The 25,617-nt window shown below is 67.2% G+C and carries 20 protein-coding genes; 13 read left to right on the top strand and 7 right to left on the bottom strand.

All coding sequences use genetic code 11. From position 1 onward, the window contains the following. Positions 1-36: 36 nt before the first annotated feature. Positions 37-549: a metallopeptidase family protein gene (locus tag IEX33_RS11495; RefSeq protein ID WP_188730310.1), complete on the bottom strand. Its 513-nt coding sequence runs from the start codon at positions 547-549 to the stop codon at positions 37-39. A 118-nt stretch (positions 550-667) separates the two neighbouring features. Between IEX33_RS11495 and IEX33_RS11490 the strand changes: the two genes are divergently transcribed. The 4 genes from IEX33_RS11490 to IEX33_RS11475 all read left to right on the top strand — a co-directional run bounded on the left by IEX33_RS11490 (position 668) and on the right by IEX33_RS11475 (position 4,252). After that, entirely contained in the window at positions 668-1,057 is a 390-nt protein-coding gene (locus IEX33_RS11490; RefSeq protein WP_188730308.1) for a DUF3499 domain-containing protein, read from the top strand. A 76-nt stretch (positions 1,058-1,133) separates the two neighbouring features. Continuing rightward, entirely contained in the window at positions 1,134-1,370 is a 237-nt protein-coding gene (locus IEX33_RS11485) for a hypothetical protein (RefSeq protein ID WP_188730305.1), read from the top strand. A gap of 101 nt (positions 1,371-1,471) precedes the next feature. Continuing rightward, a complete protein-coding gene (gene ahcY, locus IEX33_RS11480) occupies positions 1,472-2,950 on the top strand; it encodes an adenosylhomocysteinase (protein WP_104185354.1) in 1,479 nt (492 codons plus the stop codon). A gap of 63 nt (positions 2,951-3,013) precedes the next feature. Then, positions 3,014-4,252: a L,D-transpeptidase gene (locus tag IEX33_RS11475; protein WP_188730303.1), complete on the top strand. Its 1,239-nt coding sequence runs from the start codon at positions 3,014-3,016 to the stop codon at positions 4,250-4,252. Positions 4,253-4,254: 2 nt separating this feature from the next. On the opposite strand, the gene IEX33_RS11470 is transcribed toward IEX33_RS11475, so the two are convergent. Further along, on the bottom strand, positions 4,255-5,055 hold the full coding sequence (locus tag IEX33_RS11470; protein WP_188730301.1) for an RDD family protein: 801 nt from the start codon (positions 5,053-5,055) through the stop codon (positions 4,255-4,257). 72 nt (positions 5,056-5,127) lie between these two features. Here IEX33_RS11470 and IEX33_RS11465 point away from each other — a divergent pair, with 72 nt between their 5' ends. After that, a complete protein-coding gene (locus tag IEX33_RS11465) occupies positions 5,128-6,120 on the top strand; it encodes a stage II sporulation protein M (RefSeq protein WP_188730299.1) in 993 nt (330 codons plus the stop codon). Between the two features lie 124 nt (positions 6,121-6,244). Further along, positions 6,245-7,447 (top strand): TIGR01906 family membrane protein, encoded by a 1,203-nt coding sequence (locus IEX33_RS11460; protein ID WP_188730298.1) that lies wholly within the window; start codon positions 6,245-6,247, stop codon positions 7,445-7,447. A gap of 38 nt (positions 7,448-7,485) precedes the next feature. On the opposite strand, the gene IEX33_RS11455 is transcribed toward IEX33_RS11460, so the two are convergent. After that, positions 7,486-9,315, bottom strand: coding sequence for an AMP-dependent synthetase/ligase (locus tag IEX33_RS11455; RefSeq protein ID WP_188730296.1), 1,830 nt, complete (start codon positions 9,313-9,315; stop codon positions 7,486-7,488). A gap of 66 nt (positions 9,316-9,381) precedes the next feature. After that, on the bottom strand, positions 9,382-11,100 hold the full coding sequence (locus IEX33_RS11450) for a dolichyl-phosphate-mannose--protein mannosyltransferase (RefSeq protein WP_188730293.1): 1,719 nt from the start codon (positions 11,098-11,100) through the stop codon (positions 9,382-9,384). A gap of 54 nt (positions 11,101-11,154) precedes the next feature. On the opposite strand from IEX33_RS11450, the gene rsmI reads away from it, so the two are divergent. Both rsmI and IEX33_RS11440 read left to right on the top strand, forming a co-directional pair. Beyond that, on the top strand, positions 11,155-12,030 hold the full coding sequence (gene rsmI / locus IEX33_RS11445; protein ID WP_104185347.1) for a 16S rRNA (cytidine(1402)-2'-O)-methyltransferase: 876 nt from the start codon (positions 11,155-11,157) through the stop codon (positions 12,028-12,030). 184 nt (positions 12,031-12,214) lie between these two features. Next, positions 12,215-13,714: an NAD-dependent succinate-semialdehyde dehydrogenase gene (locus tag IEX33_RS11440; RefSeq protein WP_188730291.1), complete on the top strand. Its 1,500-nt coding sequence runs from the start codon at positions 12,215-12,217 to the stop codon at positions 13,712-13,714. 25 nt (positions 13,715-13,739) lie between these two features. Here the strand turns inward: IEX33_RS11440 and IEX33_RS11435 are convergent, their stop codons facing one another. The 3 genes from IEX33_RS11435 to IEX33_RS11425 are packed head-to-tail and all read right to left on the bottom strand — an operon-like array spanning position 13,740 to position 18,840. Next, on the bottom strand, positions 13,740-16,262 hold the full coding sequence (locus IEX33_RS11435; RefSeq protein WP_188730289.1) for a transglutaminase TgpA family protein: 2,523 nt from the start codon (positions 16,260-16,262) through the stop codon (positions 13,740-13,742). Continuing rightward, complete coding sequence (locus IEX33_RS11430) at positions 16,259-17,704, bottom strand: DUF58 domain-containing protein (protein ID WP_188730286.1); 1,446 nt, start codon at positions 17,702-17,704, stop codon at positions 16,259-16,261. The genes IEX33_RS11435 and IEX33_RS11430 overlap by 4 nt, the downstream gene beginning before the upstream one ends. A gap of 8 nt (positions 17,705-17,712) precedes the next feature. Beyond that, on the bottom strand, positions 17,713-18,840 hold the full coding sequence (locus IEX33_RS11425) for an AAA family ATPase (RefSeq protein ID WP_188730284.1): 1,128 nt from the start codon (positions 18,838-18,840) through the stop codon (positions 17,713-17,715). A 164-nt stretch (positions 18,841-19,004) separates the two neighbouring features. Between IEX33_RS11425 and IEX33_RS11420 the strand changes: the two genes are divergently transcribed. The 5 genes from IEX33_RS11420 (at position 19,005) to IEX33_RS11400 (ending at position 25,215) form a co-directional block, all read left to right on the top strand. Further along, on the top strand, positions 19,005-19,910 hold the full coding sequence (locus IEX33_RS11420) for a TatD family hydrolase (protein ID WP_188730283.1): 906 nt from the start codon (positions 19,005-19,007) through the stop codon (positions 19,908-19,910). Between the two features lie 280 nt (positions 19,911-20,190). Continuing rightward, positions 20,191-21,378, top strand: coding sequence for a resuscitation-promoting factor (locus tag IEX33_RS11415; RefSeq protein WP_188730281.1), 1,188 nt, complete (start codon positions 20,191-20,193; stop codon positions 21,376-21,378). A gap of 138 nt (positions 21,379-21,516) precedes the next feature. Beyond that, the gene (gene rsmA / locus IEX33_RS11410; RefSeq protein ID WP_188730279.1) at positions 21,517-22,386 is read left to right on the top strand and encodes a 16S rRNA (adenine(1518)-N(6)/adenine(1519)-N(6))-dimethyltransferase RsmA; all 870 of its coding nucleotides are present in this window, start codon (positions 21,517-21,519) and stop codon (positions 22,384-22,386) included. Next, entirely contained in the window at positions 22,383-23,345 is a 963-nt protein-coding gene (locus tag IEX33_RS11405; RefSeq protein WP_188730277.1) for a 4-(cytidine 5'-diphospho)-2-C-methyl-D-erythritol kinase, read from the top strand. The genes rsmA and IEX33_RS11405 overlap by 4 nt, the downstream gene beginning before the upstream one ends. A 40-nt stretch (positions 23,346-23,385) precedes the next feature. Continuing rightward, positions 23,386-25,215 carry an ABC-F family ATP-binding cassette domain-containing protein gene (locus IEX33_RS11400; protein WP_188730275.1) on the top strand — a complete coding sequence of 610 codons (1,830 nt, stop codon included), beginning with the start codon at positions 23,386-23,388 and terminating at the stop codon, positions 25,213-25,215. Positions 25,216-25,617: the final 402 nt, after the last annotated feature.

Raw genomic sequence — 25,617 nt, 5'->3', positions numbered from 1 at the left:
AGCCGCTGAACCAACTTCCGGCCGCTGCAGGCCGGATCAGTACCGGCGGCGGTAGACGGGGTCCAGGGTTTCCGGAGCCACTCCGAGCATCTCGGCCGTGTGCTCCACCACAACGTCATGGACCAGGTCCTGGAGCTCTTCGGGGCCGGGGCAGCCGTGTTCCACCACGCGCCGGTACACCGTGATCATGGGCCCTTCGCCGTCCGCGGCGGGAGTGTAGGACCCCATGGGCGCCGACGCGGAGTTGGCGGCCAGCTGTTCGAGGTCGGGCGGGATCTCATCGACGCCGAACCGGACGCCGTCGAGCGTCTTGCCCCAGATGTCGTGCAGCCGCTGCGCGGAATCCAGCACCATGTCATCAAACCGGTCCGAGCGCGTCCGGTATCCGGGGTGTGTGGGGAGCATGACCTCCCCGCGGAGCCCGCGTCCGTGGCGGTTCCGGCGGCGCATCATGAAGCTTTTGCCGGAGGAGCCGGTGCCCGGATTCCCGGGGGCATCCGGACCAGCCAACCGGACCGTGAAACCTGATTTCTGGTTCGATGACTGCATACATCGACTCTAAACCCGGGGGAACATTTATGCGATATATTCTCCCCGCGGCAGGGACGCGTCGGGTCGGGCGGGCAATGCACGGTTTTGGCGCGGACACCGAGTAGTCTGTGATGTCGTGGGAGCTATCCGTCAGTGTTCAAGATCTGCCTGCCGCCAGTCAGCGGTGGCTACCCTGACGTACGTCTACGCAGACTCCACCGCCGTCCTTGGCCCCCTGGCCACTTTCGCGGAGCCGCATTGCTACGACCTGTGCGAGCAGCACGCTGACTCGCTGACCGTTCCCCGTGGCTGGGAAGTCCTCCGGCTTGCCATGCCGTCAACGCCCCAGCAGCCCGGCCCCGACGACCTCCTGGCCCTTGCCAATGCGGTGCGGGATGCCGCGGCCCTCCCGGCCCAGGGACAGCAGCCGCCGGCGCAGCGCGCGCCCCATTCCGCGCTGGAAGCACCGGCCGGCGCCGAAGGCACCCGCAGGGGGCACCTGCGCATCCTGCGTGAACCCTCCTGACATCCTCTGGCGGTAGGCTGGTAGCTGCACACCAGTCCGCTACCGGCGCGAGCGCGCCCGCCAGGGAGCACCAAGAATGCCACATATCAGTCCTGAGCTGCTGTCCGTCCTCCGCTGTCCCGTCACGGGTTCGGCCCTGGTACAGGAAGGCGAGGAACTGGTGGCGGCCGCCGCCGGGGAATCCGGAGTGAAGCCGCGCTACGTCATCGAGGACGGCATACCGCTCCTTCTGCCGCCCGAGCTGCTGGCAGCAGCCACCGCGGCAGGATCGGACCAGCACGATTCAGCCCCCGGAACGGGCCAAGCCACGTAGTAGCGAACGGGCCGGCCGGAACGCAGGCGCCACGGCCGCCGTCGAACTTTACACAGCAACACCGGAACCAACAGCACTCCGGACAGGACGAAGGATTACCCATGACTTTTGATTACAAGGTTGCCGATATCACCCTGGCGGAAGCCGGCCGGCACCAGATCCGCCTTGCCGAGCACGAGATGCCGGGCCTGATGTCGCTCCGCGCCGAATTCGGCCCCACCCAGCCGCTCAAGGGCGCCCGGATCGCCGGATCCCTGCACATGACCGTGCAGACCGCCGTGCTGATCGAGACGCTCACCGCTCTCGGCGCCGAGGTCCGCTGGGCCTCCTGCAACATCTTCTCCACCCAGGACGAGGCTGCCGCGGCCGTGGTGGTCGGAAACGGAACCGTCGAGGACCCCCAGGGTGTGCCCGTGTTCGCCTGGAAGGGCGAGACGCTGGAGGAGTACTGGTGGACCGCCGAGCAGATCCTCACCTGGCCGGGCGCGGACAGCAACCCTGACCTCGGCCCGAACATGATCCTCGACGACGGCGGAGACGCCACCATGCTGGTCCACAAGGGAGCCGAATTCGAGGCCCTTGGTGCCGTCCCGGCCGCAGCCGACGACGAGTCTGAGGAAGGCCGCGTTTTCCTCGAGGTGCTGCGCGCCTCGCTGCAGGCGGACCCGCAGAAGTGGACCCGGATAGGCTCCCGCCTGCTGGGCGTCACGGAGGAAACCACCACCGGCGTGCACCGCCTCTACCAGCTCGCGGAGCAGGGCAAGCTGCTGTTCCCGGCCATCAACGTCAACGACTCCGTCACCAAGAGCAAATTCGACAACAAGTACGGTATCCGGCACTCCCTGCCGGACGGCATCAACCGCGCCACAGATGTCCTGATGGGCGGCAAGATTGCCGTCGTCTGCGGCTACGGCGACGTCGGCAAGGGCGCGGCGGAGGCTTTCCGCGGCCAGGGTTCCCGCGTCATCGTCACCGAAATCGATCCCATCTGCGCACTCCAGGCAGCCATGGACGGGTACCAGGTCGCCAAACTGGAATCCGTCCTCAGCGAGGGCCACATCTTCATCACCACCACCGGCAACAAGGACGTCATCCTGGCCGAGCACATGGCCGCGATGCGCGACAAGGCGATCGTGGGCAACATCGGCCACTTCGACAACGAGATCGACATGGCCGGACTGGCACGTATCCCCGGCATCCGGAAGGTGGAAATCAAGCCGCAGGTGCACGAGTGGGTGCTGGACGAGGGAACGGACCGGGAACGGTCCATCATCGTCCTCTCCGAAGGGCGCCTGCTGAACCTCGGCAACGCTACCGGCCACCCTTCGTTCGTGATGAGCAACTCCTTCGCCAACCAGACGATTGCGCAGATTGAGCTCTTCACCAAGAGCAGCCAGCCGGAAGGGGAGCGCGAGTACGGGAACCAGGTCTACGTGCTGCCGAAGATCCTTGACGAGAAGGTCGCCCGGCTGCACCTGGACGCGCTTGGCGTGGAACTGACCGAGCTGTCGAAGGAGCAGGCAGCGTACCTGGATCTCGACGTCGCAGGTCCCTACAAGCCCGAGCACTATCGTTACTAAGAAGTAAAGCGCCCGGGTGCCCAGAGCGCCCGGGCCGTTACTTTCTGCGCCTAGGATCAAAATATGGAGCCCGAAGTCCCGTCCCGCCGTCCCGGTCGAATGAAAAAGATCCTTGTGGTGGCAGCCGTCTGCCTCCTCGCTGCCGTCGGCGGGGTCTTCGCCGCCGTCGCGCCGGACATCGCCCGCAGCACCATTGAGTCCGAGGCCAGCTCCTCCGTGAGGACAACGCCGGGCATCGCAGCTCCAGTGGTGGCTCCGGTCACGTTCGACGCTGCGCCGGCCAACGGGGCGAAGCAGGTCAACCCGGCGGCTCCGGTGTCCCTGAAGGTCAGCAACGGAACCATCGAACGCGTCACCCTCACCAGCACCGGCGGCGAGACCGTGGAGGGCGCCATCGACTCCCAGGGAACCGGGTGGACCGCCGCGGGCCCCCTGAAATTTAACACGGACTACAGCTACACATACGTGGTCAAGGACGGTGCGGGGCGGGAGACCAGTACAACGCAGTCTTTCAGCACCGTCTCCAGCTCCCATGAGGCGGACGCCGCCATCTACCCCCTCGACGGCATGAAGGTGGGTGTCGGCCAGCCGCTGCAGGTCATCTTCAGCGAGCCCGTGGTCAACCGTGAGGCCGTGGAGAAGGCCATCACCATTACCAGCAGTGCCGGCCAAACAGGCGCCTTCCACTGGCACAGCGACACCATGGTCCGGTACCGCCCCGAGAACTTCTGGGCTGCCAACTCCACCATCGCCATGGACATGAAACTGTTTGGCGTTGACCTCGGCAATGGGCAGATCGCCAACTTCAACAAGAAGGTGAACATCTCCATCGGCGACAAGAAGGTGGCGGTGGCAGACTCCGCCGCGCACACCTTTACGCTGAGCGTCAATGACCAGGTGATCAAGACCCTGCCCGTCAGCATGGGGGACCAGCGCTTCCCGTCCGCACGCGGCTACGGGGTGCTGATGGAAAAGAAGCGCTACGACCACTTCCGGGCCTCAAGCATCGGGCTCAAGCCGGACGATCCTGCCTACTACGGGGACGTGGACGTGGAGTACACCATCCGCCTCACCCTCAGCGGCGCCTACATCCACCAGGCCCTGGAGTCTGCCTATCCGTTCATCGGCAACGCGAATGTTTCGCATGGCTGCATTGGGTTCGCTCCCGACGGCGCCGCCTGGGTCTTCGACAACATGGGCACCGGCGACGTGGTACAGATCGTGAACACCGAGGGGGACTACGCCGCCCATGATGACGGGTTCGGCGACTGGAACATCCCGTGGAGCGAGTACGACAACTAACGTCAGCTGCCGAAGGGCAGCCGCTGCAGCCGCTCGCCGATCTCCGTGTTGCGCCGGCGTGCCTGCGTCAGCCTTGCCAGCTCCCTGCTCCGGCGTTCAGCGACGACGGCGGCAAGGTAGTCGTCCGGGCTGGTCCCCGGGGGCGGCGGCGGGGCCACATGCGCGGACAGTTCCGTGGCGATGGCCCCGGCCATCCCGGCCCGGGACAGGGGCGCCATCCTCCCCGCCTGCCGGATGAACTGGGAGGCCCTCCGTACCGTCGCATCGGGAATCCTTCCAATGTCGGCAGCCGCGGCCCACGCCCGGAGCCGCTGCGGCACAAACACCGGAACCGGTTGCTCCACCGGCACGCGGGTGCGGACGGCATAGGTTCCGGCCATCAGGTCACCCAGCCGCCGCGACCTGTCATTGAAAAGCGCAACCGTCAGCGCCACGCCGCCGAAGGTCAGGTAGATCTCCAGGAACCCGGTCAGTCCGCGGATGACGGCGTGCCGGAAGCGGATGGCACCACCGTCGTCCCTGACCACCCGGAGGCCGGTGGCGAGCTTCCCCAGGGAGCGGCCGCGGCTCAGCGTTTCAACGGCCACGGGAACGATGACCAGGCAAAAGACCACGCTGGCCAGGGTCAGGGCACGTGCGGCAGCCTCATCGAGGTCCTCGCCGGCAGCGGCAAGTCCGATCAGGATCGCCACGAGCAGGACGATATTGAAGGCCACATCCAGGAGCAGCCCAAGCGCACGGGCGGCAAAGGACGCCGGCCTCAACTCCAGGACCACGGCCTCGCCGGTGATGATCGAACTCACTGTTCTTCCCCGTTCCACCGCCCTCCCGGTGCGGTCGCTCAAAGTCTAGTGTGGTGGCGCTAGGCTGGTCGCGTGGATATGGACGCGTTTTCCGCAGCCAACGCGGACAAGTGGGCACGGCTGCACGAGCTCGCCTCCAAGGGCAGGCTCAACGGGCGCGAGGCCGATGAGCTGCTGGCGCTGTACCAGTCCACGTCCTCCCACCTCTCCCTGATCAGGTCCATCGCACCCGAAAGCGGACTGTCCGCCTCGCTCTCCGCCACGCTGGCGCAGGCCAGGACCCGCTTCACCGGGGCCAGGTCCAACGTGCCGGCGGACCTGGCGCGCTTTTTCGTGGTGGCCCTTCCGGCCGCGTTGTACCGGTTGACCTGGCTCACGCTGGCCTGTGGTGCGGTATTCATCCTCATTGGCGCGGCGTACGCGCTGTGGATCGGCACGTCGCCCGAGGCGCTGCGGGCAGTGGCCACCGAGGCGGCGGCCAGGCAGTACGTTGAGGAAGACTTCATCAACTACTACTCTGAAAACCCGGCCGCGTCCTTTGCCGGTGCTGTCTGGACCAACAACGCCTGGATCAGCGCGCAGGCCGTAGCGCTGGGTATTACGGGTTTCTGGGTGCCGATGATCCTGTTCAGCAACGCCCAGGGGGTTGGCGTTGCGGCCGGGATTTTCGCCGCCGCCGGCAAGAGCGACGTCTTCTTCAGCTACATCCTGCCGCACGGCCTGATGGAACTCACCGCCGTGTTCATTGCCTGCGCGGCCGGCCTGCGGATCTTCTGGGCCATGGTGTCACCGGGCCCGCGGACCAGGGGACGGGCTGTTGCCGAGGAAGGCAGGTCCCTGATTACTGTGGCCCTTGGACTGGTCCTTGTGCTGTTTGCCTCCGGTCTGGTTGAAGGGTTCGTCACCCCCAGCCCGCTGCCGGTGTGGGCCAAGATCGGGATCGGAGCCGCCGTCCTGGCCGCGTACTGGTTCTATGTGCTGAGGTGGGGCAGGCCCGCCTACCTCGCGGGAGAACGTGGGGACCTGCGGCGCGAGGACGCGGGCTACACGGGAATCGCTGCCTGAATCGTTGTAATTCCGCCGGGGTGGTTCCTCGTCCAGCCCACGGCCCGGAAGGTAGGCTCGACACCAGATAAGCGCGCCAGCTGAGCCCGGCCCGGCGCGGAAAAACGACGGAAGTGACGCTGCTGTGAAAGACGAAACACCGGCCCGCGCCAAGAGCGCCGGGCCGCAGCCGGAACACCACCTGGACACGTCCGGGGACTCCGACGAGCCCGCTTTTTCCTGGCTGGCCCCCGCAGGGAAGGGCTCCGGTTCAGCAGCGGGGTCCTCCTCCTCACCCGTTGCCCCTTCACCCGCTGACAGCCCGGCCGCTGCATCTTCCACCGCTGGTGGCGCCTCCACCCTGGACGGCGGCTCCGCAGGCCATGCCGCTGGTGCTTCTTCCGCTGCTGCCCGGGGCTCAGCCGTTGCGGGCGGCGCAGAACCCGCCCCCGCCAGCCGGAAGGGATCCATCCAGCCGGAGAGCAGGGCGGACCGGAAAGCCGCTGAAGCCGCCGCTGAGGCCCCCGGGGAGGACAGCTCTCCGGTCTTCAAGGAACCGCTCCCTACCTCCGCGCTGCAGGTCCGCCCGCCGGAGGAAGAGGTGGAACGCCGCAATGCCCAGCGGGAGAGTGCCGCCAACGCCAAGCCTGTGGCGCCCCGGGTGATGCAGGTCCTGCTCGCCGTCTTCTTCCCGCTGGTCCTGCTGATCCTGGCTGTCCGGGCGGTGACCAGCCCGTTGTTCCTGTGGGTGGAGTACAACCGGCCCGGGTTCCCCGGCGACGGATACGGCTTCAGCACGGAGGACCGGATGACGTACGGCTCCTACGCCGTGGATTACCTGAGCAACTGGTCCGGCCCCCGCTACCTCGGGGACCTGGTGCACCGCAGCGGCGACAAGCTGTTCAAGGACGGCGAGGTGAGCCACATGGCGGACGTCAAACTGGTGATCCTGTCCACGTTCGGCGCCGGCGTCCTGCTGGTTCTGTTCAGCGTTGTGGCCATCCTTTACCTCCGCAAGCGAAGCACGGGCGGAGTCCGGAGGGGCCTGTTCGCGGGCTCCATCATCACCCTGGTCATCATCCTGGGCCTGGGCACCCTGGCCGTGCTGGGCTGGCAGCAGTTCTTTACCGAGTTCCACCGCATCTTCTTCGCCGACGGGTCCTGGACCTTCAGCCTGGACGACACCCTGATCCGGTTGTTCCCCGGCCAGTTCTGGATTGATGCCGGCATGGTCATAGCGGGACTGGTGCTGCTGGCCTCACTTGTGACCCTGGTCCTCACCTGGCCCACCCGCCGGCGGCGCGGCCTGGCCAAGGATGGGGCGGCACCGGCGGCGGTTCAGGACTAAGCCCCGGAACGTGGCGGGCGAGGCCGGGGGACTGCGCCTTAGGCGTACAGTCTGGCGATCTCATCGGCGTAGTCACGCACGACGGCGGCCCGCTTCAGTTTGAGGGACGGCGTCAGGTGTCCTGACTCCACGGTGAACTGGACGTTGAGGAGCGAGAAGCTGCGGATGGACTCTGCCTTGGACACGAGCAGGTTGGCGTGGTCCACTGCCTCCTGGACTGCCGCACGGATTTCCGGATCGCTGACCGCGTCACCCGCTGCAAGGGCGGGCAGGCCCCGTTCGGACCGCCAGTTGTCCACGCCCTCCGGGTCCAGGGTCACCAGGGCCGAGACGAAGGGTTTGCCGTCGCCCACCACCACGGCGTGGCCCACCAGTTGGTGGGCTCGGAGCTTCTCCTCGAGCGGGCCCGGAGCCACGTTCTTGCCGCCTGCCGTGACCAGCAGGTCCTTCTTGCGGCCGGTGACGGTGAGGAACCCCTGCGCATCGAGTTCCCCGAGGTCGCCGGTGCGGAAAAACCCGTCAACGAAGGCCTCAGCGTTCGCGGCCCGGTTGTTGTGGTACCCCTTGAAGACGCCAATTCCCTTGACCAGGATCTCGCCATCTCCCGCCACCCGGATGGTGGTGCCCGGGACCGGGATGCCCACTGAGCCCACGCGCGTCCTGGCCGGTGTGTTGGCCGTGCACGGTGCCGTGGTTTCGGTCAGTCCGTAGCCCTCCAGCACGGGGATCCCGGCGCCGCGGAAAAAGTGGGCGTCATCAAGGGACAGGGGACTGGCCCCGGATACGGTGTACCCCACCTGCCCGCCCAGGGCCTGCCGAAGCCGGGGATACAGCAGCCAGTCGAAGAGTGCGTGCCGTACACGGCAGAGCAGCCCGGGCCCGTCGCCTTGGCCGCGGTTGCGCAGGTCTTCTTCCCGTGAATACTCCATGGCGGTCACTGATGCAGCTTTGAAAAGCCGGGCCTTGCCCGCCAGCGCTGCCTTGTGGGCGGCGGTGGCCCGGACTTTCTCGAAGATCCGCGGCACCACCAGCAGGAACGTGGGCCGGAACGAGCCCAGGTCCTCAAGGAGTTGCGCCGCTCTCGGTGTGTGTCCCAGGGTGGCCCCCGCAGTGAGGCAGACAACCTGCACGGCGCGGGCCAGGACGTGTGCCAGCGGAAGGAACATCAGGGTGCGCGCCTGATCCTGCAGCAGCAGCTCCGGAAGGAACGCCACGATGTTCTTTGCCACCAGGGCGAAGTTCCCGTGGGTAATCTCGCAGCCCTTGGGATTGCCTGTGGTGCCTGAGGTGTAAACGAGGGAGGCAACATCGTCCAGCCCGGCCTGGCTGCGGTGACGCTCAAGCTCCGCGTCCGTGACCCCGGTGCCGGCAGCGGCGAGGCTGGCAAGGTCCGGCGCGTCGCCGTCGTAATCCATCCTCACCACGTTGACGAGCCGGTCCCGAAGGACGTCGGAGCCTGCCAGGACCCCGGTGACCAGGGCGACAAGGCCGCGGTCCCCGGCAAGGACGCGGCGCACCCCCGCGTCCTGGATGATCCACTCCACCTGCCGGGCGGAGGATGTTTCGTAGATGGGAACCGTTACACCGCCGGCGAACCAGACGGCGAAATCGACCAGGGTCCACTCATAGGAAGTGGGGGACATGACCGCAACCTTGTCGCCGGGCTCGATGCCGCCGGCAATCAGGCCCTTGGCCAGGGCGCTGACGTCCTGCAGGAACTTGGCGGCCGTGACATCCACCCAGCCGTTCGGGCCCTTCCGCCGGTACAGGGCATGGGCAGGGTTGGCGGCATGCTGCTCCAGGAGCAGGTCGGTCACGTTGCTGGCGGCGTCAAGCTCAACCAGCAGTTCGGTGCTTGCTTCTCTCACAGCAGGTCTCCGTTCCGCTGCCACGCCGCGGCAGCGGCTCAGTTGGGGGTCTGATGCCATCCTGCCCTAGATCCAGGACGGCATCCACATCCTGACTTTCCAGGCGTCGTAGGGAATGGTTTCCGCGGTCCAGACAGGATAAAAGAACGCCGACAGCAGGATCACCGCAGCGATAAACAGGGCCACAAGGTACAGCCCTGACCGGCGGCGCCACGGCGGGTCGGAGGCCCTGCCCAGGACGAGGCCCAGGCAGTACACGAGCGCCAGGATCAGGAAAGGCTCGAAGGACACCGCGTAGAAGTAGAACATGGTCCGTTCGGGGTACAGGAACCACGGCAGGTAGCCGGCGCCCACGCCGGCCAGTATGGCGCCGGCACGCCAGTCCCGCCGCCCGGCCCACCAGAACAGCAGGACCACCAGGGAAATGACGGCGCCCCACCAGACCAGCGGGTTTCCCACGGACAGGATGGCCGAGGTGCATTTCTCCACCGCGCACCCCGGGCTGCCCTGCGGCGGCGTTTCGTAAAAGAACGACGTCGGCCTGCCGAGTACCAGCCAGCTCCAGGCGCTTGCCTCGTACGGGTGGTCCGATCCAAGGCCCTGGTGGAAGGTGTAGGCCTCCCGGTGGTAGTGGGCCAGCGAGCGGACAGCGTCCGGAAGCCAGTTCCATTCGGCAGAGGGGTTGCTTTCCGCCCACCGGCGGAAGTAGGCATTATCGGACCGGAACCAGCCTGTCCACGATGCCGCGTACACCAGCCCCGCCACCGGCACCATACTGAGGAACGCCGGAATCCCGTCCTTGATGATGCCGCCACTGATCCAGCCGCGGATGCCGGCAACCCGCCGGGCGTTGAGGTCCCACAAGACAGTGAGGAGTCCGAACCCGGCAAGGAAGAACAGGCCAGACCATTTGGTCCCGACGGCGAGCCCCAGGCAGAGTCCCGCCGCCACGCGCCACCAGCGGATCCCCAGCCACGGACCGGACAGCAGCTGGACCGCCGTCGGACGCCCTCCGTTGTCTGCGGCGGCCCGCGCCAGCCGGAGCGCCAGCCGCCGCCGGCCGCTGTCCCGGTCCAACAGGAGGGCCCCGAAGGCGGCCAGGACCCAGAACATCAGGAAGATGTCCAGCAGCGACGTCCGGGACATCACCAGGTGGTGGCCGTCCACCGCAAGGAGGAGCCCGGCGGCCCCCGCCAGGGGAAGCGACCGGAAGAGCTTCAGGGCAATCAGGGACAGGAGCAGGATGGACAGTGTGCCGGTCAGTGCTGCCGCGAAGCGCCAGCCAAAAGGGTTCTCCGGGCCGAAGATCCCCATGCCGGCGGCGATCATCCATTTGCCCACGGGCGGATGGACCACGTACTCGGGGGAGTCCAGCAGCACCCCCGGGTTTCCGGCGTTGAACGCGTCATTGGCTTTGTCCGGCCAGCCGCGCTCGTAGCCGCTGACCAGGTAGGAGTATGCGTCCTTGACGTAGTACGTTTCGTCGAAGACCAGCTTCGGTGGGGCCTCAAGCCGGACAAACCTGAGGATTCCGCCGGTAAGTGCGGTCAGGACGGGGACCAGCAGAAACCACAGCCTCAGCGACGGCGGGTAGTCGCGCCATCCGCGGGCGCTGCCCAGGAGCCGTACCAGCAGGGATTCGACCGTGAAGGCGTCGGCAGGGCGGCTGACCCAGGGCCGGCTGGGGGAACTGCCCGAACTGCCTGCTGTCCTCCCGGTTTCAGCTCCGGATGCCGCGGGGGCGGCCTGTCCGGTCCCGCCCGGCCGCGTCGAGGTCTGCGTCACCAGCCCATGCTACCGTTTGCGGCCGGCGGTCCCCGGCAGCAGTAGGCTGGTGGCGTGGACCCTAACCCCAGCACCCTTCCTGATTCCGGCCCGGCACCTGCGGGGCGCATCGTGCTCGCGGCCACCCCGATCGGGAACACCGGTGACGCTTCCGCGCGGCTGGTGGAACTGCTGGGAACCGCGGACATCGTGGCAGCCGAGGACACCCGCCGCCTCCACCGGCTGGTCCAGAGCCTGGGCGTCACCGTGGCCGGGCGGGTCATCAGCTACCACGAGCACAACGAGGCTACCAAGACGGCCGAGCTGCTGGCACAGGTGCAGGCAGGAAGCACCCTGGTCATGGTTACCGACGCCGGGATGCCCTCGGTTTCGGACCCGGGCTTCCGCCTGGTTGAAGGGGCGGTCGCGGCCGGCCTCACAGTGACGGCCGTCCCGGGGCCGTCAGCGGTACTCACCGCCCTGGCGTTGTCCGGCCTGCCCACGGACCGCTTCTGCTTTGAAGGGTTCCTTCCGCGGAAGGCCGGTGAGCGGGCGTCGCGCCTGGCCGAGCTTGCGGGGGAGCGCAGGACCATGGTGTTCTTCGAGGCACCGCACCGGCTGGAGGTAATGCTCCGGGCGCTGCGCGACCGGTTCGGACCGGACCGTCCGGTGGCCGTCTGCCGTGAATTGACCAAAACCTATGAAGAGGTCATCCGCGGCACCCTCAGTGAACTTCTGGTGTGGGCGGAAAGCACGGAGATCAGGGGCGAGATCGCTGTTGTCCTCGGCGGGGCGCCGGAAAAGGCGCCCGGGACGCCGGAGGACCATGTAGCAGCCGTGAACGAACTCGTGGCCCAGGGCATCCGGCTCAAGGAAGCGGTGGCAGCGGTGGCCGAGGACGTCCGGGTGAGCAAGCGGGAACTGTACTCCGCCGTCCTTGCGGCCCGCTGACGGTCCCGCACACGATGCCTGGGCTGCTGTGCAGCTGCACAGCAGCGCCGTGATGCGGCAGTGCGCAACGGCGTAGACCAGCCCGAAGCCGCCGCAGTAGTCTGGCAGTAATTCAGCCTGTATGGGCCCGGTCACTCCGGCCGCCGCCAAGGGCTGCACCAACCCTACTGACGAGGGAGTCATCGTGACTGTCACTGCACAGCCGGCCGTTTCCGCAGACCGCGAAAGCGCCCTTCTGGCCTCTGTCCCCACTGGCCTGCTCATCAACGGTGAATGGCGGGACGCCATCTCCGGGAAGACCTTCGACGTCGAGGATCCTGCCACCGGGAAGGTGCTGTTGAGCCTTGCCGATGCCGGCGCCGAGGACGGTAAGGCAGCCCTGGACGCTGCCGCCGCGGCGCAGGAGTCGTGGGCAAAGGTGCCGCCGCGCGAACGGGGCGAAATCCTGCGCCGCGCGTTCGAGCTGGTGACCGAGCGCGCTGAGGACTTCGCGCTGCTGATGACCATGGAAATGGGAAAGCCGCTGGCCGAGGCCCGCGGTGAGGTCACGTACGGTGCCGAGTTCCTGCGCTGGTTCTCCGAGGAGGCCGTCCGCGCGTTTGGCCGCTACTCGGTCTCCCCGGATGGCAAGTCCCGGCTCCTGGTGACGAAGAAGCCGGTGGGCCCGTGCCTGCTGATCACGCCATGGAACTTCCCCCTGGCCATGGCCACCCGCAAGATCGCCCCGGCCGTCGCTGCAGGCTGCACCATGGTCCTGAAGTCCGCGAACCTTACCCCGCTGACCTCCCAGCTGTTCGCCGCCGTCATGATGGAAGCCGGCCTCCCCGCCGGAGTCCTGAACGTCATCCCCACCTCCACCGCAGGCGCCACCACCGGCCCGCTGATCAAGGATTCCCGGCTCCGCAAGCTCTCCTTCACCGGGTCTACCGAGGTGGGCCGCCGCCTGCTCTCCGACGCGTCCGAAACTGTCCTGCGCACCTCCATGGAACTCGGCGGCAACGCCCCGTTCCTGGTCTTCGAGGACGCCGACCTCGACGCCGCCGTCGCCGGGGCCATGCTCGCCAAGCTCCGCAACATGGGCGAGGCCTGCACGGCCGCGAACCGCTTCATCGTGCACGAATCCGTCGCGGCCGAGTTCGCGGAGAAGTTCGCCGCGAAGATGAAGGACATGACCACTGCCCGCGGCACCGAGCCGGAGTCCAAGGTGGGCCCGCTGATTGACGCGAAGAGCCGGGACAAGGTCCACGAACTGGTCTCCGACGCCGTTGCCTCCGGCGCCACGGCCGTCCTGGGCGGCGGGCCGGTGGAAGGTCCGGGCTACTTCTACCAGCCCACCATCCTTTCCGGCGTCACCGAAGGCACCCGCATCCTGTCCGAGGAGATCTTCGGACCGGTGGCGCCCATCATCACCTTCAGCTCCGAGGATGACGCGGTGCGGCTGGCCAACAACACCGAATACGGACTCGTGGCCTACGTCTTCACCAAGGACCTGAACCGCGGCATCCGGATGGGCGAACGCCTCGAAACGGGCATGCTCGGCCTGAATGCCGGCGTCATCTCCAACGCCGCAGCACCCTTCGGCGGCGTCAAGCAGTCCGGCCTGGGACGCGAGGGCGGCCTCGAAGGCATCGAGGAATACCTCTACACCCAGTACATCGGCATCGCAGACCCCTACGCCGGGTAACGCCCGGATCAGGCAAAGCGGCCGGTCAGCCGCCGCTTTGCCGCCGAACGCCGTCGCGCACTCCCTGCCTGGAAGGACCAGGACGGGAGCGTGCGGCGGCTTTTGCCGTCCTGCGCAGGAATCGCCCCGCGGCCAGGAACGGTGCGGCCAGCAGCCGGCCCAGCCGTCCCATGACGGACGGCGGGATCCAAGCCGCCTGAAGCCGCCGCGCCAGCCTCGCATTGGCCTGCAGGGACGATTCCACCGCCGCAACCTGCGCTGCCACGGCGCTGCCGGTGCCGCGGGCTGGACCGGGCTGTCCGCCGTCAACCGCCGCCTCCGGGACGGCGCCGGACGGGCGGCCATAGCTGTGGCGTTCGAAGCCTGCCGTGAGCGCGGCAACAGCCTGGTGCGCCGCCCGGTCCAGGCCATCGGGATCCCCCAGCAGCGCGCCGCGCAGCCGCGCTGAATAAGCGCGGGGCGTTTCGCTGGAACCGGGGGGAAGGCCATAGTCGGTGCCGAGGTCCAGCAGTTCACGCCAGCCCAGGGGTACCGCATTTCCGGGATCCTGGGGCCTCAGCCGCCTGGCCCTGATGCCCGTCCTGATGAGCCGGGGCGCGGCCACCAGCAGTGCCATCCCCAGGACGCCGGCTGCGCCAAGCAGCCACGGCAGGAGCTGCACTCCCGAACCGGCGTTTCCGCCGCCGCCGGGGGCGGGCAGCGCAGTGGCGCTCGGCGCGGGGGTGGGAGCCGGGGTGGCGTCGGGAAGCAGGTCATCATTGTTGTCCAGCACGTCAGGGGCGGCGGCGGTGGACGATTCCGTGGCATAGTCGGGAACCACGCCACGGGAGGGCGTGGGCTCGAAAGGCACCCAGCCCAGGCCTTGGAAGTAGAGCTCCGGCCAGGCGTGGGCATCGCGTGCGTCCACCTCATATTCCGGCAGCGCTCCCTGGCCTGCCACCGAAACTGTGGCTCCGGTGAGCCTGCCGGGTGCGTAACCCACCGCGATGCGGCTGGGGATGCCTTCCAGCCTCGCCATCACAGCCATCGCGGACGCGTAGTGGATGCAGTAGCCGCTCTTTTGTTCCAGGAAGTCGGCCAGGACCGACAGCCCGTTGCCGTCGTAGCCACCCTGCACCGGAGACTGCAGGGAATAGGTGAACTCCGCCGAACGGAGGTACTTCTGGATGGCCATCGCCTTCGCGTAGGGGGTGCCTGTCCCCGCCACGGTATCGGCGGTGCTGCGGACGATGTCCGGAACGTTACCGGGAATCCTGGTGAAGTCGTCCGGGATCCCCTGGACGGCGGCTGAGGACTGGGCCAGGAGCCCTGCCGTCAGCCGGGGGGCGGTGGACGTCACCAGGTACTCCTGCCGCCGGGACGTGGTGGTGTCCGAACCTTTGATGCTCAGGGTGGCCGGGTCCCAGGTCCACCGCCCGCTGAGTCCCCGTACCGATTCCGGGGCATAAGGGGCAGGGAGATAGGGGCTGGTGAAACTGCCGGCGTCGATGGCTGTGACCAGCCGCTGCTGCTCGTCCGCCAGGACCGTATAGCCGGGATCGATGCGCTCGCCCAGGGGCAGCCGTGAGGCGTCACGGTCGTCCGGGCCCCAGGAGTCACCGTCGAAATTGTCCACCGTGACGGAGCGCAGGTACAGCGGGGTGGAGGCACTCGTGGCGTAGGTGATCCGGCCGCTGCCGTCAGGTGTCCGCAGGCTGTTGCCCAGCGTGATCATGGGGTTGAGTCCAGTGGAGGTGCCCCAGGGGTTGAGCCGGGAACCCTGCGGAAACGTTCCCTGGTCAAAGCCGGGAATTGCCATGGGCACCACCAGCGTGGCGGCCAGTGCGACAGATCCCGTGAGCACGGCGCGCTTCATCTGGCCAGGGCTCCTGGCGGAATCAGTCTGGAACCGGGCGCTGGGGGCGAAATACTGGCTGCACGCGAGGATCGCCAGGTACCCCGCCACCGTGAAAGCGAATCCCCAGAAGCCCACGCTCTGCGGCTTGATCATTGCCGGGACCACCAGGATGGCCAGCAGCCCCACCCCGGAAGCAGCGGGTATGCCGAGCGGCAGCGCAAGGGCGTCCACCAGGATCACCGCCAGGCCCAGGACAGCGCAAATGACCATGACAATGCCCACATTGGGCGCCACGGGCGCAGTCTCGGAAAGGACAGTTTCGCTGGCCCTCCGGATCAGGCGGTCCAGCTCCACCAAGGTTCCGCCGGTAGGGATGAAGCCGGCCACGCTGGAGCCGCGGAAGAAGGTCAGGGTCAGGACGGCGCCCAGGGAGATGAATCCGCCGGCCGTCACCAGCAGGGGCTGGGCGCGCACGGACCGCAGGGCAGCCAGCGTGAGGCTGACCACCAGGACGGTGGTCAGGACGGGCCAGTACCAGCCCCAGCCGCGGAGCACCCCGTTCAGCGAAAGCGCGGCACCGGAGACAGCTAGGGCGATGGCGGCGGCCATCACCCAGGGATAGGGGCCCACCCGTTGCCGGGCGGCGGTCTTCTCCTGCCGGCGTCCGGACTGCCTGCTGGCTCCCGGACTGCGTGTTGGTGCCGCTGTCACAGCGCAGCCCCGGTTCCGCGGCGGACCTCCGCTGAGGGAGCGGGCACTGCCACGTCCTGGTCGAACTGGCTCCAGGCCGATGCCACGGGGACGGCTGGCGCAACGGCCACCGCACGCCAGCCTCCCTGCCGCAGCACTTCCAGGACCTCGGCTGACTCGCCGGGCTTTTCCGTCACGATGACGGCGAAGGCATTGGTGGCGTAGCCCGCGGCAGGGGCGAGGGCCAGGGCCTCCAACCGCGAGAGTGTCCCGAGGACTGCGATCACCGGTCCCCTCATGCGGTGTGCGGAAAGCTTGTCCATGAGCAGGTCATCAAACGCCTCAGGGCCAGCGTCGAGGGCAGTGCGGTCGTTGGATGCACCGACCCGGCCCGCCCATTGCTGGAGGGCATTGTCACGGTGTGGATGGTGGGGCCCGGTCAGCTGTATGGCGGCAAGGCTTTCTGCGATGGACTGGAGTCCGGCTGCGCCGCTGTATTCCTCCACCTCAGGTTCCGGAGCCGACGGCGATTGCAGGAAAGCGGGACTGCCCCCCGTGTCGAGCAGGCGCAGCGCATAGTTCCGTTCAGCCAGGTGTGCACTGATGGACATAACTGCCACGACCGACCATTCGAAGGTTCCGCTGGTGGCCATGGGGTGCCCGTCCGGGCCTGCCTGCCCCGCCGGCCCGCCGCCGGAACCTCCGGAAAACGCACCGTACCTGTGGTCCATGATGACCGTGGCCTCCGGTGTGGTGACGGATTCCTCCTGGCGCACCATGAGGTCGCCGTGGCGTGCGGTGGCAGCCCAGTGCACCCGCCGCATCGGGTCGCCGTGGCGGTACTCGCGGGTCATCACGTCGTCGTCGCTGGGGTTGGCGCGGATCCTGGTTGCCGTCACGCCATCGTTGCCGCGCGCGCCGGCCAGTCCAGTGAGGGGAAGGACGACGGCGGCGGGCGTCACGGTGAGGATGTCGCCGTCGTCTATTGCCTGCCGGTGCAGTGACAGGCCAAACGGATCCGTGAATTCGGCTGTCACCGGGCCGATGAGGAACTGGCCGCGCTGGGCCGAACGGAGATGGTATTCATACCGGCTGGTGCCCCCGGCGGCTGACCGTGAAGGGAACCGGAAAGCCGGCGATTCGCCGAACCGGGCAGGCAGCCGCTCCTCCATGGTGGCGCTTCCGCTGCCGCTGCCCGTCCGTGCCACCGCGAGCCGCACGCTTGTGGGTGCGGACGTTTCCACGGGAGACGGAGTGAACTCCCGGTACACCTGGAAGCGGGGCTTGACCAGCCGGATCCCGGCGAGGGAAACCAGGGGGAGGACGATCAGCAGTACCGCCAGCGTCAGCAGGTCCCTGCGGCCCATAACGTGTGCGGCGCCCACTGCGACCCCGCCGGCGGCGATCATGCCCCAGCCGCGTTGAGTGAAGAGGTGCCGCGGTAGCCTGTCCGGCAGCGCCATGGGTTTTCCTACTTGTTCCTGCTCAGGCCGGTGACCGGGGCCGCCGTCCTGCCGGCAGGTGCCGCATTCCGGGTGCCGGTGCCGGCAGTCTCCGAAGTGACAGGCAGGCGGGACAGGATGCCCCTCAGGACGCTGTGCGGGGTTTCCCCGGACCCTGCAGCCTTGCGGTCCAGGATGATCCGGTGCGCCAGGACGGCTTCGGCAACGTGGACGACGTCGTCCGGCAGAACGAAGTCCCGGGCGTCCAGGGCAGCGGTGGCTTTCGCTGCCCGCAGCAGCTGCAGCAGGGACCGGGGGCTGGCGCCGAGCCGCAGCAGCGGACTTTCCCTGGTGGCCCTGCCCAGCGATACCGTGTACTCCTTGACGGCCTTGGACACGTAGACCTGTTGCACGGTGGTGATCATGGCGGCCACCTCCGCCGAAGTGACCACCGCGGAGACCTTGGTCAGTGGCGAGGTGGCCTGGTGCGTTTCGAGCATCTCAATTTCGGCGTCCTTGTCCGGGTAACCCATGGAGATCCGGGCCATGAACCGGTCCCGTTGCGCCTCGGGCAACGGATAGGTCCCTTCCATTTCGATGGGGTTCTGGGTGGCCACCACCATGAACGGCTCGTCGAGCCGGTACGAGGTGCCGTCAACCGTGACCTGGTGCTCTTCCATGCATTCGAGCAGCGCCGACTGGGTCTTGGCGGAGGCCCGGTTGATTTCGTCGCCAATAACAATGTTGGCAAAGACCGCGCCGGGCCGGAACTCGAAGAGCCGGGAGGACTGGTTGTAGATGGACACACCCGTCACGTCTGACGGCAGCAGGTCGGGGGTGAACTGGATCCGGTTGACGGTGCAGTCGATGGTGCGGGCAAGGGTCTTCGCGAGGAGTGTTTTCCCGACTCCGGGCACGTCTTCGAGCAGCAAGTGCCCCTGGGCCAGCAGGACGGTCAGCGCCAGCTTGGCGGCGTCGGATTTCCCATCGATGACGGTATTGACAGACGAGAGGATGCGCTGCGTTGCCGCGTGGAAACCTTCCGCGTCCATGGCGGCGGGGCGGTGCCCGTTCAGGTGGCTGACGGGATCAGCGAGCCCCGCCAGAGTGCGGTTCGCAGCGCTCACATCGTTGGCAGTGCGTCGGTGGGATTCCATCGGCAACCTTTCAGCCCGGGGTTTCACCTGGACGGGACAACAAGCCTGCCGTCGCCCGGCGGTGGGCGTTCGCATGTGTTCGTACCAGACTACTAACACAACTGCCGCAGCTGACAGAGAGTTCCGACAAAATTGGGGAAGGGTTCCGCAGCTAGGCTGGATGGATGTGCACTTCGCTTCCTCCTGCCGCTTACCAGGACCCTGCTGCCGATGACGCGCAGGAGCCGCGCAGTTCCCGGCAGAAAGCCTTCCCGCCCGCTCCCGAGCCCCTGCCGGTGCCGGTCATGGACAACCACACGCACCTTGACTTCCCGGATGGCAAGGCTCCCGTTGGAATATCGGCAGCGTTGAATGCGGCCGCCGCCGTGGGCGTCCAGGGTGCGGTGCAGGTGGGCTGCGACCTTGAGTCGTCACGGTTTACCGTCCAGGCCGTGGACCTGGACCGGCGGCTGTTGGGGGCCGTGGCGTTGCATCCCAATGACGCCCCCCGCTACGCCGCCCGCGGCCAGCTGGAGGAGGCGCTGGCAGAAATTGAACAGCTGGCCGCCCACCCGCGGATCCGGGCCATCGGCGAGACCGGCCTGGACTTCTTCCGCACCGAAGGAGAAGGCCTGGCGCACCAGCGGCACTCCTTCCGCCGCCACATCGACATCGCCAAACGCCTGGACCTGACGCTCCAGATCCACGACCGGGACGCGCATGACGACGTTGTCCAGGTGCTCCGGGAAGAAGGGGCACCGGAACGCGTGGTCTTCCACTGTTTCTCCGGTGATGAGGACCTGGCAAGAACCTGCAACGAGGAGGGGTGGTGGATGTCCTTTGCCGGAACCCTGACCTTCCGCAACGCCGCCAACCTGCGTGCTGCGCTCGCGGTGGCTGACCCCGAGCTCATCCTGGTGGAAACCGATGCGCCGTTCCTTACGCCGCACCCGCATCGGGGCCGGCCAAATGCCAGCTACATGGTCCCTTACACGGTCCGGGCGATGGCCGAATTGACAGGAACTGACCTGGCTGGTCTGTGCGCCGGAATCGCGGCCAATACCGTGAAGGCATACGGAAGCTGGGACTGAAAGTCCGATGTCCGGGCGTTACATAATGAATACCCGGTATGCACATTTCTTGGCGGCTTTATAACGCTACGGTTACAGTGGACATTTATTAGCCGGGGTCGGGGAAGGCCAACGGGTAATTTCACTTCTTTCTGCAGCAGGATTGCTGGGCTCTGTCCCGGCTTGCCCGTTGCGCGGAGTGTGGCGGCGCAACGGTGCCCGGACTGCCTTTGCTGGCGGTGCCGGGCCTTTTATTGCGCGATTTCCCCGTGCCCGGAAGGACCTAAAGTTACGGGCAAACGTGAGCAAGTTCTTCACATCGGACGGCAAGTTCAGCTTCGTCAAGGTTGGTGCCCAGCTTCTGGTGCTGTGCGCGCTCGTGGTGGGCCTCGTAGCCTTTGTGGGCAATAACAAAACCATCACGCTCAACGTCGATGGGAAGGTCTCGTCCGTGCAGACGTTCGGCGGAACCGTGGGGCAGGTGGTCAAGAGCGCCAACCTGGAGCTGAACCCTGCTGACCGCGTGTCGCCGTCGGTTGATGCCTCGGTCCAGAACGGCACCGTGATCAACGTCAACAAGGCGAAGGAAGTCAAGGTCAGCCTCGACGGCTCCGAGAAGACGGTCAACACCACGGCCCAGGACGTCGCCGGCCTGGTCACTGAACTCGGCGTCGCCAGCGCTTCGTCGGTTTCCGCCCCCAAGGACGCCCAGCTGTCCATCGCCGGGTCCTACGTCTCCATCTCCACCCCCAAGACCGTCAGCCTCGTTGCGGACGGCAAGGTGGACACCGCCACCACCACGGCATCGACCGTGGGCAAGGTCCTCGAAGACGCCGGCCTGGTCCTGGGTGCCAACGACCGCTCCTCGCAGCCGGTCAACGCCCATGTGGTCAACAACATGGTGATCAAGGTGTCGCGCGTTGACACCGGCCAGACCGCAGTCTCCACCGAGGACGTTCCGTTCGAGACCGTCACGAGCGAGAGCGGCGAGCTGCTCAAGGGGGAGAAGGAAGTTACCCAGAAGGGCGCCGCAGGCAAGCTCGAGAAAACCTACAAGCTCGTGCTGGTGGACGGCCGCGAAGCCTCGCGCACCCTGGTATCGGAAACAGTAGCCGTCCAGCCCGTGCCGGAGAAGGTCACCGTTGGCACCAAGCCGAAGCCTGTTGCCCAGGCGGCCCCCGCGGCAAAGGCCGCTACCCCTGCAGGTGCGGGTGCCAACACCGGTGCCGCTGCTCCGGCCATGATGAACGAAGCCATGTGGGACAAGATCGCCCAGTGCGAGTCCACCGGAAACTGGAGCATCAACTCCGGTAACGGCTACTATGGCGGCCTTCAGTTCGACATCCGGACCTGGATCGGCGCCGGCGGCGGGGCCTACGCCCCCAACGCCAGCCTTGCCACCAAGGCCCAGCAGATCGACATTGCCAACCGCGTGTACGCGCAGCGCGGCCTTCAGCCGTGGGGCTGCGGCTGGGCTGCCACCAGCTAACCCCCACGATTGCGTGCCCGTCAGGGCGCTGCGGCCGGGCACGGACCTCCGTGCCCGGCCGCAGCCGTTTATTCAGGCTGTTTATGGCGCCTGTTTCTCCCTGCGGGGCGGATGTGCCGCGCGGGATAGGATACCTAGGTGACTGAACCAATCCCCGCGCCCGCACCGCTCTTTGGTGCATCCGACATACGCCGGCTCGCGGAGGAGATCGGAATTCGCCCCACCAAGACCCTCGGCCAGAACTTTGTGATTGACGGAAACACCATCCGCAGGATCGTGGCCGCCGCAGACGTTGGACCTGACGAGACGGTGTTGGAGGTGGGCCCGGGGCTGGGATCCCTGACCCTCGGACTGCTCGATGCCGCAGCGTCCGTGGTGGCAGTGGAAATCGACCCCGTGCTGGCCGCCAAGCTCCCGGCGACGGTCAAGGAGTGGCGGCCGTCTTCTGCTGCACGTTTCCATCTGGTGCACGCCGATGCCATGAAGGTCACGGAGCTCCCCGTGCAGCCCACCGCGCTGGTGGCCAACCTGCCCTACAACGTCGCGGTCCCGGTGGTGCTCCACCTGCTGCAGCATTTCCCCAGCCTTCAGCACGGGCTGGTGATGGTCCAGGACGAGGTGGCTGACCGGCTCGCCGCCGGCCCCGGATCCAAGACCTACGGTGTGCCGTCCGTCAAAGCCGCCTGGTACAGCCAGATGCGCAAAGCCGGCGTCATTGGGATGAACGTCTTCTGGCCTGCGCCGAAAATCCATTCCGGGCTGGTGGCGTTTACGCGCCGCGAGCCCCCCGCCACCACTGCAACCCGGGAACAGGTCTTCGCGGTGGTGGACGCCGCCTTCGCCCAGCGCCGCAAAACCCTGAGGGCTGCCCTTGCCGGGTGGGCAGGCGGGGCACCGGAAGCCGAGCGCTGCCTGGTTGCTGCGGGCGTCGACCCCACTGCCAGGGGTGAGGTCATAGATATCCGGGCCTTTGCCAGAATCGCAGAAGCCAAGCAGGCGTTGGCATGAACGCCCTGCCAGGCCGGTTCGCCGCCAGGACAGTCCGCGTCAAAGCACCCGGCAAAGTCAATGTCTCCCTCGAGGTAGGACCGCTCCGCCCCGACGGCTACCACTCCGTCGCGAGCGTGTACCTCGCCGTGTCCCTCTATGAGGAAGTCGCGGCCACAAGCACCGAGGCGCCCGGGATCACCGTCAGCCTGAGCCGGGCGAGCACCGTTGACCTTGATGCCGCCGACATCCCCCTGGACGGGAACAACCTGGCCTACAAGGCCGCAGCCATCATGGCGGACGTTTCCGAACGCCCTACCGGGGTCCACCTGGAGATCACCAAGCGGGTGCCCGTGGCCGGCGGCATGGGCGGCGGATCGGCTGATGCTGCCGCAACCCTCCTGGCGTGCGACGCACTGTGGAACAGCGGCCTGTCCCGGGAAGAACTCGCGCACCTTGCCGCGGAACTGGGCGCCGACGTCCCGTTTTCCCTCCTGGGCGGCACGGCGGTAGGGCTGGGGGTGGGCGACGAACTTTCCCCGGCACTGGCGAAGGCACAGACCCACTGGGTCCTCGTCACGGCAGATTACGGCCTTCCCACTCCTGAGGTTTACAGGACCCTGGACCGCATCAGGGAAGCCGGCGGCATCCAGGCGGCCGAACCCACCGGGGTTGATCCCAAGATCCTCACCGCCCTCCGCGGCGGAGACGCCGAAGCATTGGGCCGGGTCCTGGTCAATGACCTCCAGCGGGCATCCATTGAACTGGCGCCCGCCCTGCGCGATACGCTGGGTATCGGGGAATCGCACGGAGCCATCGCGGGGATCGTCTCGGGATCGGGGCCCACCGTGGCCCTCCTGGCCGACGACTCGGTGGCGGCGGAAGGCCTGGCCACCGACCTGCGGCATTACGGCCTGACAGCCCTCGCTGTCCACGGTCCGGTGCCGGGCGCGCGCATCATCTCCGACACCCACCTCTAAGTCTTACAGTCCCTCCCTCAGCAGCAGAAAGCAGTTCCTTGTGGCACACCTTCTTGGCGGCGAGAACCTGACGGTCTCCTACGCGACCCGCACCGTCCTGGACGGCATCACCCTGGGACTCGAGGAGGGTGACAGGATCGGCATGGTAGGCCGCAACGGTGACGGCAAGTCCACGTTGATGCGCCTGCTGGCCCTGCGCGCCACCCCTGATTCCGGCCGCGTCACCAAGCGGGGCGACGTCAACGTGGGTTACCTGGACCAAAGCGACGTGCTCGACGGCGACCTGACGGTAGGTGCGGCGATCGTGGGGGACCAGGCGGACTACGAATGGGCCCGCAATCCCCAGATCCGCGAAGTCATGGGCGGGCTGGTCTCCGACGTCGACTGGCACGCAAACGTCCACGCGCTCTCCGGCGGGCAGAAGCGTCGGGTGGCCCTGGCCAAGCTCCTGATCGAGGACCACGACGTCATCATGCTTGATGAGCCGACCAACCACCTCGACGTCGAGGGTGTGGCGTGGCTGTCCCGGCACCTGAAGACCCGGTGGCGCGCGAACCAGGGTGCATTCCTGGTGGTCACCCACGACCGGTGGTTCCTCGACGAAGTCTGCAACAAGACCTGGGAAGTCCACGACGGCATCGTCGACCCCTTCGAAGGCGGCTACGCGGCCTACGTGCTGGCGCGCGCCGAGCGTGACCGCTCCGCATCGGTCATGGAAGGCAAGCGGCAGCAGCTGGTCAAGAAGGAACTGGCCTGGCTCCGCCGCGGCGCTCCCGCCCGGACGGCAAAGCCGAAGTTCCGCATTGAGGCCGCCAACGCCCTCATCGCCGACGTGCCCGCCCCGCGTGACTCGATGGCCCTCAGCAAGATGGCCACCGCACGCCAGGGCAAGGATGTGCTGGACCTGGAAAACGTCTCCCTCGACTTCCAGGGCGCCGAGGACGGGCGGAAGCTCTTCGACAACATCACCCTGCGGCTGGCCCCCGGCGAACGCCTGGGACTGGTGGGCGTCAACGGCGCAGGCAAAACCACCCTGCTGAAACTCCTCAACGGACAGATCACCCCCGACGCCGGGAAGGTCAAGCGGGGCAAGACCGTGGTCACCGCGGTCCTCAGCCAGGAGGTCAAGGAGCTCGACGACGTCGCAGACCTTCGCGTGATCGAGGTCATCGAGCGTGAAAAGCGTTCCTTCAATGTTGGCGGCAAGGAATTCAGCGCCGGCCAGCTGGTGGAACAGCTTGGCTTCACCAATGAGAAGCAGTGGACCCCGGTCAAGGACCTCTCCGGAGGGGAGCGGCGCCGGCTGCAGCTCCTGCGGCTGCTGGTGGGGGAGCCCAACGTCCTGATGCTGGACGAACCCACCAACGACCTTGATACGGACACCCTCGCTGCCGTGGAGGACGTGCTGGACGGCTGGCCGGGAACCCTGGTGGTTGTCAGCCACGACCGGTACCTCCTGGAGCGCGTCACCGACCACCAGATGGCGCTCCTCGGAGACGGAAAGCTCCGCGGCCTGCCCGGCGGCGTTGACCAGTACCTCGAGCTGCGCGAATCCGCCCTGGCAGGGTCCACTGTGACCGGCGGCGGCAACCCCGTCACCAGCGCCGGGTCCGCGCCGGCAGCCGCTGCTCCCGCCGGTGCCTCGGAGGCCGAAAAGCGCGACGCCCGCAAAGCCAAGAACCGCATCGAGCGCCAGCTTGGCAAGCTCGAACAGCAGGAAAAGAAAGTCCACGACCAGATGGTCAAGAGCACCGAACAGTCGGACTTCGACGCCCTGGCCGAACAGAACAAGAAACTCAAGGACCTCGCAGGAGAACGCGAAGCCCTCGAACTCGAATGGCTTGAGGCTTTGGAAGTCCTCGGCGAATAGCCCGTTCAATCCGCGGGGCTGTGCTGGGTTGGGTGCCGGAGCCAGCCCTTCGGCGTCCGCCCGGCTTGGGTGCCGGAGCCGGCCCTTCGACGTCGCTTAGACACGCCGCGTAGAGGACGTTCCGGTCGCGGGCGACCTCCACGCCCTGACGCGTCGCGATGCGCTCCTTTTCGAAGGACCGGCTCCAACGAGCGGATGTCCCCTTCCCGAAGGATCACCTCCCAACGAACGTCACCTCACGCCGAGGAGCGGCAGGCAACTCGCGCGGAACCTTCGGCAGGTGGTTGTGCCCGCGTGTGCGTGGAGACGTGCCGAACGGAACGCTAGGCACTAGCGGTGCGGGGGGCCTTCGCGCAGGAGCGCATCGCGGGCCATCGGGCCCATGAGGTCGCTCAGCGACCG

This window comes from Pseudarthrobacter scleromae (assembly GCF_014644515.1).
In the GTDB taxonomy this organism is placed as follows: domain Bacteria; phylum Actinomycetota; class Actinomycetes; order Actinomycetales; family Micrococcaceae; genus Arthrobacter; species Arthrobacter scleromae.
This window is presented reverse-complemented; position numbering and strand designations above follow the sequence as displayed.

Excerpts from the sequence above, each read along its gene's own strand:
- IEX33_RS11495 (WP_188730310.1), bottom strand. The coding sequence starts at position 549 with ATGCAGTCATCGAACCAGAAATCAGGTTTCACGGTCCGGTTGGCTGGT.
- IEX33_RS11485 (WP_188730305.1), top strand. The coding sequence starts at position 1,134 with ATGCCACATATCAGTCCTGAGCTGCTGTCCGTCCTCCGCTGTCCCGTC.
- ahcY (WP_104185354.1), top strand. The coding sequence starts at position 1,472 with ATGACTTTTGATTACAAGGTTGCCGATATCACCCTGGCGGAAGCCGGC.
- IEX33_RS11475 (WP_188730303.1), top strand. The coding sequence starts at position 3,014 with ATGGAGCCCGAAGTCCCGTCCCGCCGTCCCGGTCGAATGAAAAAGATC.
- IEX33_RS11430 (WP_188730286.1), bottom strand. The coding sequence starts at position 17,704 with ATGGCGCTGCCGGACAGGCTACCGCGGCACCTCTTCACTCAACGCGGC.
- IEX33_RS11425 (WP_188730284.1), bottom strand. The coding sequence starts at position 18,840 with ATGGAATCCCACCGACGCACTGCCAACGATGTGAGCGCTGCGAACCGC.
- IEX33_RS11420 (WP_188730283.1), top strand. The coding sequence starts at position 19,005 with ATGTGCACTTCGCTTCCTCCTGCCGCTTACCAGGACCCTGCTGCCGAT.
- IEX33_RS11405 (WP_188730277.1), top strand. The coding sequence starts at position 22,383 with ATGAACGCCCTGCCAGGCCGGTTCGCCGCCAGGACAGTCCGCGTCAAA.